Below are 14,609 nucleotides of genomic sequence, written 5' to 3'. Positions count from 1 at the left end.
CGGGGCGGCGGGAGGGACGCCCTGCAGCCGGCACCGCAGTGTGCGTTGAAACGTTTTTGTCAGCCGACGGCAAAGTAGGCGTGACCTTGTGGCGAGTCAAGGGTTCCGACAGCCCCACCCGGACTCGCGACGCCGTGTCACCGGACTGCTCCTGAACGGCTCTTGCTGGTAGATGGCCCTGCTGACGCCTCGGGTGAGCCGTCGGACGATCCGTCCGCGCCGACCCCTTGCGGCCGCACATCGGGCTGCGTATGTTCCAGCCAGGCCATTAAAACGTTCAAACGAGGCGCGATGAGACACAGACCTGGGCAGGAAGACTCCTTCGAGCACGAGAGCCTGCGGCGGCGGGCTCTGCTCAAGATGACGGCGGCGGCCGGAGCCGCGGCGGCCCTTTCCGCGGGTGCCGCCCCGGCGGCCGCGGTGGCGGGAGCGCCGACGACGCCGGCGGGTGCCACGACGGCGAAACCCGGCGGAGCGTTCGCCCGTTCGTTCTCCTCCCCCGCGGCGCCGGTACGTCCCAGGTTCCGCTGGTGGTGGCCGGACGCGCTGGTCGACGCGGACGAGATCAGGCGGGAGATCGAGCAGATCGCCGACGCGGGCTTCGGCGGCGTGGAGATCGCGGCGGTCACCCACAGCCTCTCCGAACCGATCGACCCGTCCCGGTTCGGCTGGGGGACGCCCGCCTGGGTGGACGCGGTCGAGACGGCCCTGAGCCAGGCGAAGAAGCGCGGCATCGTCGTGGACCTCACCATCGGCCCGGCCTGGCCGGCAGCGGTTCCCGGCATCACGCCCGACAGCAGGTCGGCGATCAAGGAGCTGGCGCACGGCGTCGCCGTCGTCGCCGGAGGAAGCACCTACACGGGTGCGCTCCCCGAGCCGGTGACCGCTCCCGACGCCGCCGCGACGACCCGCACATTGCGGTCCGTGCAGGCCGCCCGCGTCGTCGCGGGCACCTCGCCCACCGCCTTCCCCACCCGGCTGGAGAAGGACTCGGTCACCGATCTCACCTCCCTCGTCGAGGACGGACGGCTGGAGTGGACCGCGCCGGACGACGGGACCTGGCTCGTCGTCGCCTGCTTCGAACGCGGCTCCGGCCAGCGCCCCGAGGGCCCCGCGCACACCGCCCCGCTCAGTTACGTCGTCGACCACTTCGGCGAGGCCGGGACGCGTGCCGTCATCGACTTCTGGGAGAGCCGCATCCTCACCCCGCGCATGCGCAAGCTGCTGCGGGAGACCGGGGGCGCGCTGTTCGAGGACTCCCTGGAGATCGAGACGCACGCGACCCTGTGGACGCCCGGCATCCCGGCCGAGTTCGAGCGCCGCATGGGCTACTCGCTGACTCCGTACCTGCCCGCCCTGCTCCAGACGAAGGAGAAGTACGCCTTCTCGTTCGACGACGCCACCAACAAGGCCGTCCGCCGGGACTACATGGAAGTGGTCACCGAGCTGTACGTCGAGAACCACCTGCTCCCGGTGCGGGAGTGGGCGCACGGCCTCGGGCTGCAACTGCGCGTCCAGCCGTACGGACTCCAGACCGACGCGATGTACAAGGCCGCGCTGCTGGACGTGCCCGAGGGCGAGTCGCTCGGGTTCAAGAACCTCGACGACTTCCGCTGCCTGGCCGGCGGCCGGGACATGGGCGGCAGGCTGGTGCTGTCCAACGAGGCGGGCGGCACCGCGGGCGGCGCCTACGCGACCACCTGGGACGCCACGCTCCGCAAGCTCGTCACCCAGTACGCGGCCGGGGTGAACCAGGCCGTCTTCCACGGCTTCGCGTACGCCGACGCCCCGGGCGCGGCATGGCCCGGCTTCGCGGCCTTCTCGCCGTACAACGGCGGTGCCGGCTACGGCGAGGCGTGGGGCCCGCGCCAGCCCACCTGGCGTCACGTGCCCGACGTCGCCGGGTACCTGAGCCGGGTTCAGCAGGTCCTGCAGACCGGCGTCAACAAGGCCGACGTCGGCGTGCTGTGGCAGAAGGGCTACGCCGGCTCGGGCCTCGGCGCGTCCTGGTTCAGCGGCGAGGGTGTACCGGTCGGCTGGACGCACCTCTTCCTCAGCCCGCGCCTGCTCTCACTGCCCGGAGCCGTGGTGCGCGACGGCCGTCTCGCGCCCGACGGCCCGGCCTTCAAGGCGCTCCTCGTCGACGGCGACGTCATGATCGGCCGCGAGCACACGCTGCAACTGGACGTCGCCGAGAAGCTCGTCGGCTACGCCAGGAAGGGTCTCCCGGTCATCGTCATCGGGGACTGGAAGGACGGGCACGTGCCCGGACTGCCCAAGGAGGGCGACAACGCGCGTCTGCTTGGCCTGATCGGCGAACTGCTGGCGCAGCCCAGCGTGTTCGACGTTCCCGACCGCCCCGACGTACCGCAGGCCATCGCCGCGCTCGGCCTGAGGCGCGACGTCGAGTACGCGCAGTCCTCGATGCTGCTGCACGCGCACCGGGCCGACACCGAGGCCGACTACTACTTCTTCGCCAACGACTCGGTCAGCAGGAAGGGTTCGACCGGCACGCCCATCAGTCACGACGTCACGCTCACCCCGCGCAGGCCGGACGCCGTCCCCTACGTCCTGGACGCCTGGACCGGCACGATCGAACCGCTCGCCACGTACACCCGGCTCGACGACGGACGCATCCGGCTCCGCGTCGCGCTGGAACCGGGCGCCACGACGATCGTCGCGACGGCCCGGCCCGGCAAGTGGATCCCCGGCCCCGCACCCCGCTGGAACGCGACGTCCAGCGAGGCGGCCGAGGTCCGTCGCGCCGCGGGTGACCGGCTGGAGATACGCGACACACGTCCGGGCACCTACACCACCGTCCTGCAGAGCGGGGCCGCCGTCAGCGCGACCATCGAGGAGGTCGCCGAGCCGATGGCGCTCACCCGCTGGACGCTGACCGCCGAGGACTGGACGCCGGGCGCCACCGCGTCGGGCACCATCCCGTCCGGCACCACCAGGACCCGGCGCACCGTGGAGCTCGACGGGCTCAAGCCCTGGCCCGAGATCCCGGAGCTGGCCGACGCCTCGGGCATCGGCCGCTACCGCACCACGGTGAAGCTCGGGGCGGCCTGGACCGGTGGCCACGGCGCCCGGCTGGAACTGGGCGAGGTGTTCGACACCTACCGGGTCACGGTCAACGGGCGTGCCCTGCCGCCCGCCGACCAGCTGACGCCGGTCGTCGACGTCGGCCCGTACCTGCGGCGCGGCACCAACACCATCGAGGTGGAGGTCGCCACCACCCTGCTCAACCGCTTGCGGGTGGCCCAGGCAGCGGTGTTCGGGCTCGCCAAGCGGCAGAACTACGGACTCGTCGGCCCCGTACGGCTCGTGCCGTACGGCAGGGCGGTCGTCGACGCGTGACCCCGGCCGGCGTCCCTCGCACCGGAGACGGACACGGGTCCGGCCCCCCGCGGCACCGGTGTGCCGCGGGGGGCCGGCCGTGCCGCCGGGGGACGCGCGTCGGTCGACGACAGGAGGCAGGAGTGGCCCGTGAGGGCCTCAGTCGCCGAGGCTGCCGCGCAGCAGGCGCCGGGCCACCTCGGTGCGGGCCGCGGCGAGTTCCGTGCCGATCAGCTCGGTCCGGCGGGCCCGCGGCACCACCGCGGCTGCCTCGGACCGGTCGGCGAGCAGGCAGGCGCGGCGCAGATGGGTCGGAGGATGGGTGGCGTCGACCTGGTGCCCGCGCCGGGCTCCTACGCGCCGCTGCCGTTCGTACTCGTGCTCCGGGACGGACGCCGCGAACGCGGTGAGCCGTCCCCACAGCTCGTCGGCCCGGGCCGCGGCCTCCCGGGTGGACCTCGGCCCGCCAAGGGCGGCACGGTTGGCCTCGGTGCGCAGCAGGCCGCTGAGCGAGTCGGCGATGAGCAAGCGGTCCATGAGGCCGACCGCCGCATGCTTGGATGCGGTGCGGGCGGCCAGCCGGTCGGCGAGGTACTCGGCCCGCACCCCGGCCCGTGACGTCAGCCGGACGAGCAGCACCAGCAGCCCCCCGATCAGCAGGCGGGGCAGCACGTAGAGGGCGTTGACGATCACCTCGAGCCCGGACGGGTGCGGAAGCGGCTGGAGGATGTGGTGCCACAGGGACAGGGTCCGCACCGCGGTGCCCACCACCAGGCCGTTGCGCGTGTCGCCGTTGGCGTAGTGCGCCAGTTCGTGGCCGAGCAGCGCGATCCGCTCCTCGGGCGTCAGGACCTCCCACAGCGGCATGCCCAGCACCAGCAGCCGGCGGCCGCGCACACCGTACGTCGTGACGGCGGCGTTGATGCTCCCGTCCACGGCGATCGCGTGCACACTCCGGGTGCCCACCGCCCGCGCCACCTCGTCCACCAGGGCGAAGAGTTCGGGCGCGTCGGCGCGGAACAGCACGGGCCGGTCGTCGGGCAGCCGGCGGGCCTTCGGGGCGAGCGCCCAGGCCAGCGCCAGGAGGACCAGCCCCGCCACCATGCCGACGCCGCCCCAGCCTGCCGCCACGCTCCAGACACCACCGACGGCGAGCGCGGCGGTGACGCCGTGCACGGTCAGGGCGAGCGCGGTGGCCGTCACCGCCGAGACGTCACGTCGCGGGAGCGGTTCCCGCCCGTTCAGCATCTCGGCGAGCAACTGCTCCCCATGCCGTCGGGCCAGGGCGCGCTCGGCTCCCTCCAGCCGTCCCGTGTCCGGCTGAGGCTCCCCGGGGTCCACGTTCCAGTCGCAGGCGGGACACCAGACGGTGAACCGGCTGTCGCCGCGGATCTCCGTGCCGCACTCCGGGCATGGCTGTGTGGTCTCTTGGGCGATGGCGGGCATTACGGTGTTCCCCTCCTACGCGGCCCTCCCCGAGCCGCTGGGAACGACAGTCGCTTCGCCCTCGGCAGGTCCGACAGTCGCTGCACGTCCGGGTCCTCCACCAGCAGAACCGAGTAGCCCGGCAGGAACTGCACATCCCCGATCACCGCGAAGCCCGACGTCAACCGTCGCAGCACGGTTGGGTTCTCGCCTCTCAGCGCAGCCCCGATCCGATCCATCCGCCAGTCAACAGACATGGCCAGAACCTACATTCTGGATTGAAGACCGCTCTTCGATTGCCATCCTCCTCGCACAGTTCAAGGACCAGGCAAGTGGAACGAGGAGCGGCCAGGGACAACTAGACACGTCCGAGTGGGGCTCCGGACGATCGCCTCGTGCCCGCAGGGGGGCACGCTGCATCCCTCGACGGGCTTCGCCCCCTCTCCGCACCCGAGAAGGCTGCCGCCGCGGTCGAGGACCTCGGCTACGGCGCCTGCGGTTCCCCGAAACCGCGGGATGGGTGGCCATGGCCAGGCCGCGATCCTGCCGGCGGCCACGCCGGGCTTCGGCGCTCCTCGGGGCGAAGTAGCGTCAAGGCGCATGGCATTCTTCGCGCTCTTCGGCCCGCCCGCGGTCACACTGATCCTGGTCGTCATCGGGGTGTTCCCATACGCGTGGTGGGTCGCCAGGAAGAAGCCCTCTCGCCCTGGCCGTCTGGCCGCGATCGCAAGCGCAGCAGCTGTCGCCGCCTATGGCGCGGGCACCTTCTACGGTCTCGCCTACACGCACCCGCTTGACCTTTGTGCAACGAAGACCGCCAGTGGCGACTACGTGGACAGCGGGCGGGACTACAGCCTTGCGTCAGCAACTGTCCACCACTTCCCCCCCGTCCCTCACCTGCCACTGGAGCAGCGGCCACAGCACCAACGACGTGGCGTTCTGGACCACCCCCCTGCTCTACGCAGCGCTGGCCAGCACCGCCGTCTGCTTCACCTTGATACTCGTCGAACGTTATCGACGCACAGGGGCAGCGCGGGACAGCGAGCTCGTCGCGTAGACGGGTTCTCGACGCCGGCGAGCAGGCCGGTCCGCGGGGGTTGTGAGAGGCCGGCCGGCACCTCTGCCGGGTATCGCGAGACGGTCCTTGCCGTCCTCGATGCGTTGCTGGATTCGGATCCAGCGGGGGCCTGTCCCCCACGGGAGCTACGTCCGAGTTGGCTCTGCGTGGTGACGACCGCCACCCGCGCTCTCCGTAGTCTTCCACCTGGCCGCGGCGCCCGCGCCAGGCCGATGGCGAAGAGATCCAACAAGTTCGCGTGATCATTTCCACTCCTGTCCCCTAGAAGGAACAACCATGAATCAGGTGGCCAAGAGGGTTCTCGTCGCAGCGGTGGCCGCTGCCGGCTTGACGTTCGCGATGCCGGCGGCCCCCGCCTCCGCGGCCAACGAGACGTCTTGCGGAGACCCCACTCTCCCCCAGCGCAACGACCTCGCATGGGTGGAAACGAGCACCGGCAACCGCCTGTGCTTCGCCAACGCCGGCAGCTTGAGGGTGTCGTTCAACGACGTCAGGCATTTCCACTCGGGCAACAACACTGTTACGTTCAGTTACATCATCGAGGAGAACGACTACTACACCGAGCGCACCTTGCGTAAGTGGCAGGACTACACCATCGACTGGGGTCTCCACGCCCGCGTGTACAACGTGCGTATCTGCGGAGGCCCCGTGGAATGCCCGGTAACCTGAAGCGGGTTCGGTAAAGATACCTCGTCGACGCCCTTCACGGCGCAGTACAGCAATGTCCCGATCGTGGACAACGCGGATATCTTTTTATCCACCTCGAGCCCGGTACTCGCCTGCAGCATCATCTGCCTGCGACGACTTCGAACGTCATGTTGAGACGACCGGTAAGCCGCGAGAAGCCACGGAAGCAACAGTTGGACGCGGCAACCAGGACCGTGTTTCCGCGGGCGACAACGAAAAGGGAACTCATGAAACTGGCAGTCAAAACCGCGGTAGTGGGAGCAGTACTCGCCTCCACCGCCGTACTGGCGGCTCCGGGAACCGCATCGGCCGATGACCCCAAAGATGGGTCCGTGAGCCGCTGTTCGGAAGGAAAAGTCTGCCTGTTCCACGGCCACAACAATACCGGCGACGTCCTGCAGCTCGATCCGGTGGACATCCCCAACATCGGTTGGGCGTGGAACGACCGGGCCAGCTCGGTGTGGAACCGCAGCGACAAGTTCGCCTGTATCTGGACTGATGCCGACTACTACGGCTACTGGTTCACCATCCCGCCGGGTGAGAAGCAGGAACTTCTGTTCGCCTACGACAACGCGGTGACCGCCCTCGGGTTCGGTGGCTGCGGGGGCTGAGCCGGCTGGTTGACCACATCCCGCCGTCCGCCCGCTCTTCGAGGGAGAGGGCGGGATGTGGCTGGATGGAGTCCCGCGTGGGACATCTCAGCCCGCGGCCGCGTGCAGCATGATCCGCGCGCGCCCGAAGCCGGTGCTCGGTCGTGGCCCTCAAGCTGCCTACGGGCATGGCCGGCAAGCCGTCGCCTGGAACCGATCAGTTAGCCTCGCAGCTCAGACAGGTCCTCGTCACTGAGGCTGAGATCGCTCGCCGCGAGGTTCTCCTCCAGGTGAGCAAGAGAACCGGTGCCCGGAATCGCCAGCGTCGACGGTGAGGTCGCCAGAAGCGAGGCGATCGCAGCCTGCGCGGTGGTCGCGCCCAGGCGTGCTGCGACCTTGCCGAACTGTTCGGCGTCGAGCAGGCCTCCGCCGAGTGGGAAGTACGGCACGTACGCGATGCTCGCCTCCTCGCACTCCGCGAGCAGCCCCATTTCACTGGTGCGCCGGTTTTGCACCGCCGCGACGGGCGCGATAGCCCGGGCCTCGGCGAACTGGGCGGCGTCGACGTTACTGACGCCCAGGTGCCGGATCAGCCCCTGCGCGCGGAGCTCGGCCAACACCGCGAACCGTTCCGCGATCGACTCACCGCCCGGCCCGCTCATTCCGCCGACGCGCAGATAGACCAGGTCGAGCCGGTCCAGGCCGAGAGAGCGCAGGTCCGCTTCGACCAGGCCGCGCAGCTGAGCAGGCGTCGCCTGCTCGCTCGGCACACCATCTGGTCCGACCAGCGGCCCCACCTTTGTCGCGATCACCAGGTCGTCACGGTAGGGGCTCAATGCCGTACGGATCAGCTCGTTGGCTCGCACCGCTCCCCGGCCGTAGAAGCCGGCCGTGTCGATGTGATTCACGCCGAGTTCCACAGCGCGCCGGAGCACCGCGATGCCGCCCTGCGGAGCTCGCGCCGGGCCGTCGAAGGTGCCCATCGCGAGGCGCATCGCGCCGAAGCCGAGCCGATTGATGGTCAGGTCTTCGCCGAGGGAGAAGGTATTGATCGTCACGCGGCTCATGGTGTCCGCCGCCACGATATCCGGCGAGCTCGTGGCAGCTTGCTGCCAGACTGACGGTATGCGGAACGAACAGGTGTTTTCAGTCCAAGGAGACGCAGAGTTGATCGCGCGTGCCGGTCACCTTTTCGCCTCCGCGCAGAGCGAGTTCCTCTGCGCCGCCCGGGATCTGAAGACCTGGTCGCAGCCGGAGGCCAGAGCCGCGATCCGAAACCGGATGCGTACTGCGGATTCCTCGGACTTCGCCTCTCGTAAGCTGCTCAGCCCGGTCGCGCTCGCCCATGAGGAGGACCGCGCGCACTTGCGGCTCGTGCAGAGCAAGGGCGCTCTCGTACGGATCAGCGGCTCCCAGCTTCCGCACGAGACCATCCTCATCGACCGGCGAGTGATGATCCTCGCCGGCCGCGAGACCTCTACCGGCCGCGAGTACACCGTGACGACGTCACCGATCCTTGTCGACGGCGTCCACTCCCTGTTCCGAGCCATCTGGGACAGCGCCCTCGATCTCGACACTTACCTGCGCAGCGACATCCCCCATCTCGATGCCGACGGCCGCCTGATCCTCAACGCCCTCGGTTCGGGACTCACCGACGAATCGGCGGCCCAGCGGCTCGGCGTCTCGCTGCGCACCTACCGGCGGCGCGTGGCCGAGCTGATGGCCAAGCTCGAGGCCAACTCCCGCTTCCAGGCCGGCCTGCGTGCGGGCGAGTCGGGGCTGTCCCGCTAACTGATCATTTTAGGGGTGTCCACGTCGTCCGCCATAAGACGATCTCGGACGCCCTCGTTCTCGTCTCCGCAGGCATCCCTTGGAGTACACCACCAGGAGGAACCCAGTGTCATACCCGCAACCGCTCACCCCCGAGGAGAGACTCGCCGACGCGAAGAAGCGGCTGGGCCTCCCGCGTATCGTCGTGATTTGCGGTTCCACCCGCTTCATGACCGAGATGGCCGAGGCCGATGTCCGGGAGACCGAAGCCGGAAAGGTTGTCGTCAAACCGGGTTGCGACATGAAGTCGCCGCACGAACTCTGGTCCGATCCTGTCGAGGCCGAGGCGCTGAAGGTTCGGCTCGACGATCTGCACCGAGCGAAGATCCGGCTCGCTGATGAGGTGCTCGTAGTCGGCGACTACATCGGAGACAGCACCCGAGCCGAAATCGCCTACGCCCGGTCGCTGGGCAAGCCCGTGCGGTTCACGCACCCCGACGTCGACCCCGACGCCTGACCGCCCACCCCCGCACCCGCACCCGCCGCGGGCACCCCTTCCTGACGTGCACGGCGCAGCTCTGCCAGCAGGGCAGCGTGCAGGCGCCGGCAGATTCGAAGCCCAGCAGAAGAACGCCAGCCGTACTTCTTCAGGTGGAACTGCCTGGGACGGAACCCGCCCACCGTGATCGACTGTGCCTGCCGCACCGCAGGTGGATGGTTGCGGTCTGTCGCGATGCCGCGCCCTTGCTTGAAGCGGTTGATGCACCGTTCAACGGCAGAAGGAGAGAGTCATGCCGATCCATAGGTTCAAGGCGACCGTGATCGCGGCCGCTGCGGTCGCGAGTGTCGCCGTGGTGGCCACGCCGGCCGAGGCGAGCAACTGCTCGCGCGGAGGCGGCGTCTACATCTGCGAGTACGGCGTGAGCAGCTACAAGCTCCCCAACGGTACGAAGCAGGAGTTCATCGTCGGCACCGACCGTGCGGTGTGGACCCGCTGGACCGACTCCGACGGGGACTGGTCGGGATGGATGTCCATGGGCGGAAGGGCCTGGAGCACGGCGCGCGCCTACGACTACGACACCAGCGACCCCTGGACCTTCAGGGTGTTCTATTACGACGAGACCGGGGAGTACTGGGGCCGCAACCGTGACCACGACGGCAACTGGTCTCCGTGGACCCGCTACGACCTCCCGCTCAACGGCTGACCGCCCGCGCCCGGCCGTACCGTCCCATCCCCTTGGTCAGGGCCCCTAGGTCTTTCGATGGTCCTCGCGCGGCGGGGGCCGACTGCTCGACTTCACGTCCGCGTCGTGAGCCGCTTGACTGCCGCGTCGTATCGTGCCTGGAGTTCCGCGTCCGCGGAGACCCTCAGCAGGACGCCGAGCGCCCGTACCGCGCCGTCCTCGTAGCCGGAGGATTCCGCTTCCCGGGCTGCGGAATCGAGTTGCTCGATGCCTTCGGCTTTGTACCCGAGGCCCAGCAGCGCCTCTCCTCTCACCAGGAGTAGCAGTATCCGGGGGATGTCGGCCGTGCCGGACCGATCATCGCAGGCCAGTGCCTCAGTCGCCGTGTCCAGGGCCTCGCGCCATTTCCCGGCGTCGGCCCGATGACGGGCCAGGTGCTGCTGGGCCAGTCTTGCGATGGTCCGATCGTCAGCCTTGCGGGCCAGCTCCACCGCCCGCTGACACCCCTGCGCGGCCTCGTCCAGGCCGCCGAGTGCCGCTTGCGCCATGGCCAGAACGATCAGGGAGTTCGCCTCGGCCACCGGGTCGGCTGTCCGGGAGGCGAGCGCAGAGGCTGTCCTCAGGTGAGTCAGCGCCTCCTCGATGCGCCCTTCCTCGATCAGCACCCAGCCGAGCACGTTCAGCACTCGTGACTCACCGTGCTGATCGGCGTCGGCCCGCGCTGCCGCGAGCCCGGTCTCCAGGAGCGAGACCCAGCCGTCCCGTACACGCCACACGATCAGCGGCCACAGCGTCAGCACAAGCCGCCAGGTCCTGCCGTGCAGTCCGGCAGCGTGCGCCGCGGCGACCGCGAGCACGAGGTCATCCCTCTCTGCCGCGTACCAGGGCACGGCGGCGGAACGATCAGCGAACTCCCGGACGGCAACGGGCGGCAGGTAGTCCGCCGGCAGCGGGAAGCACTCCTCGTTGCCGGGCTCGGCCGCCGCCACGGCCGCGAGGCCCGTGGTGATGTAGTGGTCGAGCACGCGTTTGAGCGCTTCGGGCGCGACATCCAGGCTCCGTGCGTAGAGCCGCACGAGATCGTGCATGGTCCATCGGCCGGGTGCCGTCTCCGTGACGAGGTGCGCGACGGCCAGCCTCTCCAGGGCGGCTTCGGCGGTTGGCGGATTCGTGTCCGACAGGGCTGCCGCCGCATACCGGTCGACGTGTGTACCGGGGTGGCGGCCGAGATGGGCGAACTGACGGGAGACGTCCTGCGGAAGCTGTTGCAGCGTCACGCGCAGCGCCGCCTGCACGCCGGTGTCCTCCACATCCAGCAGGCTCAGCCTGCGCGTCTCGTCGGACAGCTCGGCAGCCATCGCCTCCAGGGACAAGCCGGGTCGTTGCGTCATCCGGGCAGCTACCACCCGCAGCGCAAGGGGCAGTCCGTCGCAGAGCTCGGCCAGCCGTCGCGCGGCCACCGGCTCCGCGTTCACCCGTTCCGTGCCGAGTACCGCGGCGAGGAGCATGGTGCCGTCCTGCGGTCCCAGCACATCCACCGCGACGGAGCGAGCAGCGTCAGTGACGATCAGCCCCGGCAGCCGGTGCCTGCTGGTGACAACAGTCACGCAGCGGCGGCCGCCTGGAAGGAGCGGTCTGACCTGCTCGGAGTTTCGCGCGTTGTCGAGCACTACGAGGAGCCGGCGGTCGGCGGCGAGCAACCGGAACAGCGCGGCTGCGCCATTCGCCGACTCCGGTATCCGGCCGAGTGGCACACCGAGCGCCAGCAGGAACTCGCGCAGCACCTCGATGAGCGCGGGCTCGCCCGTGTCGCCGAAACCACGCAGGTCGGCGTAGAGCCGCCCGCCGGAAAACCCGGCACGGTTGTGGTGGGCCCAATGCAGCACAAGGACTGTCTTCCCGACCCCGGCGGGCCCGACAACCAGACAGACGGGCGCCTCGCCGTCGGCGGCCTGGGACAGGGCGCCGAGTTCCGCCGCCCGTCCGTAGAAGCCACGCGGTGCGCGCGGCAGCAGATCGGGCGCAGCGGTCTGCTCAACAGCATCCGGTACGACCGTAGGTGCTGGTGAACGCGTCATGCGGGCCCTTCGGGGGCGGCCCAAGCTCGCGGTGTGTTCCAGCTCCCGGGCGCCGGCCTCGTCCAGGCCGAGGGCGGCAGCCAATGCCTGCACGGTGCGACGCTGCGGCCCCCGGGTGTGTCCGCGCTCCATGTCCGACAGCGCCCGCACGCTCACCCCCGCAGCATGTGCCAGCTGCTCCTGGCTCAGCCCGGCCTCCGTCCGTAGACGGTGCACAAGCGCGCCGAAGCCGCCGGTGACCGGTGTACCGGTGTACATATCTGCATGTCCCCTGGTCAGTGCGGCCCAGCCGGAACGCCGTACCCCGCCTGCGAAAGTATGCAGTATGCACGAACTACTTCTGCAGGCGAAACGCACTGTTCCTTCACTGTCCTGGGAGTTGGACCTGCGCAGTACCGGGACCGACAAGCTCGCCCTCGCCTACCCGGCCGCACTCCCTCTCGCCGGCATCCTCGTCCAGACCCCACGCTGACCGAAGAAGCAGAATCCGGCGCGTGTTGCGGAAGTGCGGACCGCGCCGCACAACGAGGTCTGATTGCCGCCAGCGGGATCGGCCTGTGGTGATCACGCTGGCGGCATGACGATGTCATCCACTACGGACTCAGTGCGAGTCCTCACCGGCATGTACGCGGCTGAGGCGGAGTACTTGGCGGCCGGAGGCCCTGGCGCAGCTTCGTTCGACCTGCTCGCCCCCTTCTTCGCACCGGACGTCGAGCTGTATCAAGCAGATGCTCTGCCCTACGGGGGCACTTGGCGTGGGCACAACGGCCTGACGCAGTTCTTCCTCAGGATGGGACAGGTGTGGGAGTCCTTCGAGATGGTGGAGCAGGAGTACCTTGCCACCGGTGAGACTGCGGTCGTGCTCACGCAGGTGCGGGCGCGCGCTCGTGCGACCGGCCGCGAACTCAGCTTCCCGATCCTGCAGGCGATCACGGTGAAGGACGGGCAGATCACCGAAGTCCGCCCGTTCTACTGGGATACGCGGGCCATCGCCGACGCCTGCACCGTGCCGTCACCGACAGACTGAGACCGACTGCGAACCTGCTGGTCACAGCCCCTCGTTGAGGGCTGCCACCAGCACGGTCACCGACCGGGCCGGTCGCTTTGACGCCACGCCCGCGCGGTCAGGCCCGATAGTGGTCCGTCGGATGTGGGGCGCGTGGAAGTCAGCTGAAGGCGGTTGGCGGGGTCGTGTGTGGCCCTCGGAGTGCGGGCGGGGGCGTGCAGGTGGCACACGGCTCCACTCCGGACCGGTTGGGCGGCCGCTGCCATGGCTGGTGGTCCGTCGGCATCTCCAGGACGGCAGTATGGTCAGCCGTCGAGGACTGAGAGAGGACGGACATCATCGTTCGACAGCGACTGAGACGCTCGGCCCTGGCGTGCATCGTCACGGCGACGCTGATGACCGCGGCAGCCTGTGCCCCTGCGGATCTCGGCCCACTTGCCCCGCGCTTCTCCGGCCCGGCTCTGCCCGCGGACACGGCGGTGTCGGAGATCAGGTCGGTACTGGCGGCGGAGGGGATCGAGGTGGAGAGGGAGCCATCGAACTCCCTGGGCAGGTGCTACGAACGGCTCTCGGGACGGCACGCGCCGGAGACTGTGAACGCCGCACTCAAGGCGGCTTTCGCGCGGGCCCGTTCCGAGCACGGCTGGCAACCGGGCCCCGATGTGGATGCCCAGGCGCTGTCCCTCACGAAGGGCAACTGGACGGTGCTCGCCGTCCTCCCCGTCCAACCGCCCCAGGGTGGTCAGGCCTTCGTCCTCGTCTCGCTGACATGCCTGGACGGCGGCTCTGCTTCCCCTTCACCGGGAAGCTCCGGGGGAATCCGGCACCGAACCAACACCGTCGGGCACTGCTTGAATCGGCCTCATGGCCTCCGCGGCAGCGCACGCGCGCTGTTGCCCGGGACCTCCATGAGGAGACCTGTCTACACCCTGGCGTCGACTCCGCGTCTCGCCGAAATCATGTCGACTCCCACCGCCGCCGAGCTGATCACCCTTGCGGTGACACCGGTTCGGAGTCTCTGCGAGGTCGAGTGGGTCCGGTGATGCCGGATCCATTTGCGGATCCTCTTCCCATACGTGACGCAGCAACCCGGTCAGGACAAACGATGCGCAAGTCGGCCGAGATGCTCCGTCGGGTCACCCGGATCCAGGGTGCCGGAGCCCGGATGGCACGACGACGTGCGGAGTGGGCGTGCGCGGTACCCCCTGCCTGTACAGCGGACGGATGTTGACCTACCGTCCGGTAACCCCCATGGATGGTTCCCGCCGAACCCTCCTGGATCGTTCGACGCCGTCTTCGGACGCTAAGGTGACGGGCGCCTGACGGTTGCCCGTCCCAGGCAGCCGGGCTGTCAGCGTACGCATCTGCACACATGCGCGTGACTCTCGGCGGTTTTGGTCCAATGTCCCACGACGTCGCACCGCTTGGGCCGAGGGTGCCGACGTGGAGAGA

12 protein-coding genes and 1 pseudogene are annotated in these 14,609 nt (G+C 69.4%); 9 read left to right on the top strand and 4 right to left on the bottom strand.

Annotated features, from left to right (window positions below; translation table 11 throughout):
- Positions 1-291 precede the first annotated feature (291 nt).
- Complete coding sequence (locus AC0VYN_RS15540) at positions 292-3,360, top strand: glycosyl hydrolase (protein ID WP_475536500.1); 3,069 nt, start codon at positions 292-294, stop codon at positions 3,358-3,360.
- Between the two features lie 138 nt (positions 3,361-3,498).
- On the opposite strand, the gene AC0VYN_RS15535 is transcribed toward AC0VYN_RS15540, so the two are convergent.
- Positions 3,499-4,785 (bottom strand): M48 family metalloprotease, encoded by a 1,287-nt coding sequence (locus AC0VYN_RS15535; RefSeq protein ID WP_475536499.1) that lies wholly within the window; start codon positions 4,783-4,785, stop codon positions 3,499-3,501.
- Positions 4,786-4,826: 41 nt separating this feature from the next.
- Positions 4,827-5,021 (bottom strand): annotated as a pseudogene (locus tag AC0VYN_RS15530) (diadenosine tetraphosphate hydrolase); the annotation flags it as partial.
- Positions 5,022-6,118: 1,097 nt separating this feature from the next.
- On the opposite strand from AC0VYN_RS15530, the gene AC0VYN_RS15525 reads away from it, so the two are divergent.
- Together AC0VYN_RS15525 and AC0VYN_RS15520 are read left to right on the top strand one after the other, a co-directional pair.
- A complete protein-coding gene (locus AC0VYN_RS15525) occupies positions 6,119-6,511 on the top strand; it encodes a beta/gamma crystallin domain-containing protein (protein ID WP_475536498.1) in 393 nt (130 codons plus the stop codon).
- A gap of 245 nt (positions 6,512-6,756) precedes the next feature.
- The gene (locus tag AC0VYN_RS15520; RefSeq protein ID WP_475536497.1) at positions 6,757-7,140 is read left to right on the top strand and encodes a peptidase inhibitor family I36 protein; all 384 of its coding nucleotides are present in this window, start codon (positions 6,757-6,759) and stop codon (positions 7,138-7,140) included.
- 200 nt (positions 7,141-7,340) lie between these two features.
- Here AC0VYN_RS15520 and AC0VYN_RS15515 read toward each other — a convergent pair whose 3' ends face one another.
- On the bottom strand, positions 7,341-8,177 hold the full coding sequence (locus AC0VYN_RS15515; RefSeq protein WP_475536496.1) for an oxidoreductase: 837 nt from the start codon (positions 8,175-8,177) through the stop codon (positions 7,341-7,343).
- Positions 8,178-8,244: 67 nt separating this feature from the next.
- Between AC0VYN_RS15515 and AC0VYN_RS15510 the strand changes: the two genes are divergently transcribed.
- The 3 genes from AC0VYN_RS15510 (at position 8,245) to AC0VYN_RS15500 (ending at position 10,094) form a co-directional block, all read left to right on the top strand.
- Positions 8,245-8,910 (top strand): DNA-binding response regulator, encoded by a 666-nt coding sequence (locus tag AC0VYN_RS15510; protein WP_475536495.1) that lies wholly within the window; start codon positions 8,245-8,247, stop codon positions 8,908-8,910.
- Between the two features lie 106 nt (positions 8,911-9,016).
- A complete protein-coding gene (locus AC0VYN_RS15505) occupies positions 9,017-9,406 on the top strand; it encodes a hypothetical protein (protein WP_475536494.1) in 390 nt (129 codons plus the stop codon).
- Positions 9,407-9,680: 274 nt separating this feature from the next.
- A complete protein-coding gene (locus tag AC0VYN_RS15500) occupies positions 9,681-10,094 on the top strand; it encodes a hypothetical protein (RefSeq protein WP_475536493.1) in 414 nt (137 codons plus the stop codon).
- A gap of 92 nt (positions 10,095-10,186) precedes the next feature.
- Here the strand turns inward: AC0VYN_RS15500 and AC0VYN_RS15495 are convergent, their stop codons facing one another.
- The gene (locus AC0VYN_RS15495) at positions 10,187-12,409 is read right to left on the bottom strand and encodes a helix-turn-helix domain-containing protein (protein WP_475536492.1); all 2,223 of its coding nucleotides are present in this window, start codon (positions 12,407-12,409) and stop codon (positions 10,187-10,189) included.
- A gap of 67 nt (positions 12,410-12,476) precedes the next feature.
- Here AC0VYN_RS15495 and AC0VYN_RS15490 point away from each other — a divergent pair, with 67 nt between their 5' ends.
- From AC0VYN_RS15490 to AC0VYN_RS15480, 3 genes are all read left to right on the top strand, one after another.
- Entirely contained in the window at positions 12,477-12,623 is a 147-nt protein-coding gene (locus AC0VYN_RS15490; RefSeq protein ID WP_475536491.1) for a hypothetical protein, read from the top strand.
- A 105-nt stretch (positions 12,624-12,728) separates the two neighbouring features.
- Positions 12,729-13,178, top strand: a complete 450-nt coding sequence (locus AC0VYN_RS15485) for a nuclear transport factor 2 family protein (RefSeq protein ID WP_475536490.1) — start codon at positions 12,729-12,731, stop codon at positions 13,176-13,178.
- Positions 13,179-13,636: 458 nt separating this feature from the next.
- Positions 13,637-14,200: a hypothetical protein gene (locus AC0VYN_RS15480; protein WP_475536489.1), complete on the top strand. Its 564-nt coding sequence runs from the start codon at positions 13,637-13,639 to the stop codon at positions 14,198-14,200.
- The last annotated feature ends 409 nt before the right edge of the window (positions 14,201-14,609 follow it).

This window comes from Streptomyces sp. 63XJN7_1_ISO-PGPR-S23-121, from assembly GCF_056173025.1.
The sequence above is the reverse complement of the archived record's forward strand: the minus strand, read 5'-3'. Positions and strand labels throughout refer to the sequence as shown.

What these genes read in the sequence shown, in the direction of transcription:
- AC0VYN_RS15540 (WP_475536500.1), top strand. Translation starts at nt 292, where the DNA reads ATGAGACACAGACCTGGGCAGGAAGACTCCTTCGAGCACGAGAGCCTG.
- AC0VYN_RS15535 (WP_475536499.1), bottom strand. Translation starts at nt 4,785, where the DNA reads ATGCCCGCCATCGCCCAAGAGACCACACAGCCATGCCCGGAGTGCGGC.
- AC0VYN_RS15525 (WP_475536498.1), top strand. Translation starts at nt 6,119, where the DNA reads ATGAATCAGGTGGCCAAGAGGGTTCTCGTCGCAGCGGTGGCCGCTGCC.
- AC0VYN_RS15520 (WP_475536497.1), top strand. Translation starts at nt 6,757, where the DNA reads ATGAAACTGGCAGTCAAAACCGCGGTAGTGGGAGCAGTACTCGCCTCC.
- AC0VYN_RS15510 (WP_475536495.1), top strand. Translation starts at nt 8,245, where the DNA reads ATGCGGAACGAACAGGTGTTTTCAGTCCAAGGAGACGCAGAGTTGATC.
- AC0VYN_RS15500 (WP_475536493.1), top strand. Translation starts at nt 9,681, where the DNA reads ATGCCGATCCATAGGTTCAAGGCGACCGTGATCGCGGCCGCTGCGGTC.
- AC0VYN_RS15495 (WP_475536492.1), bottom strand. Translation starts at nt 12,409, where the DNA reads ATGTACACCGGTACACCGGTCACCGGCGGCTTCGGCGCGCTTGTGCAC.
- AC0VYN_RS15490 (WP_475536491.1), top strand. Translation starts at nt 12,477, where the DNA reads ATGCACGAACTACTTCTGCAGGCGAAACGCACTGTTCCTTCACTGTCC.
- AC0VYN_RS15485 (WP_475536490.1), top strand. Translation starts at nt 12,729, where the DNA reads ATGACGATGTCATCCACTACGGACTCAGTGCGAGTCCTCACCGGCATG.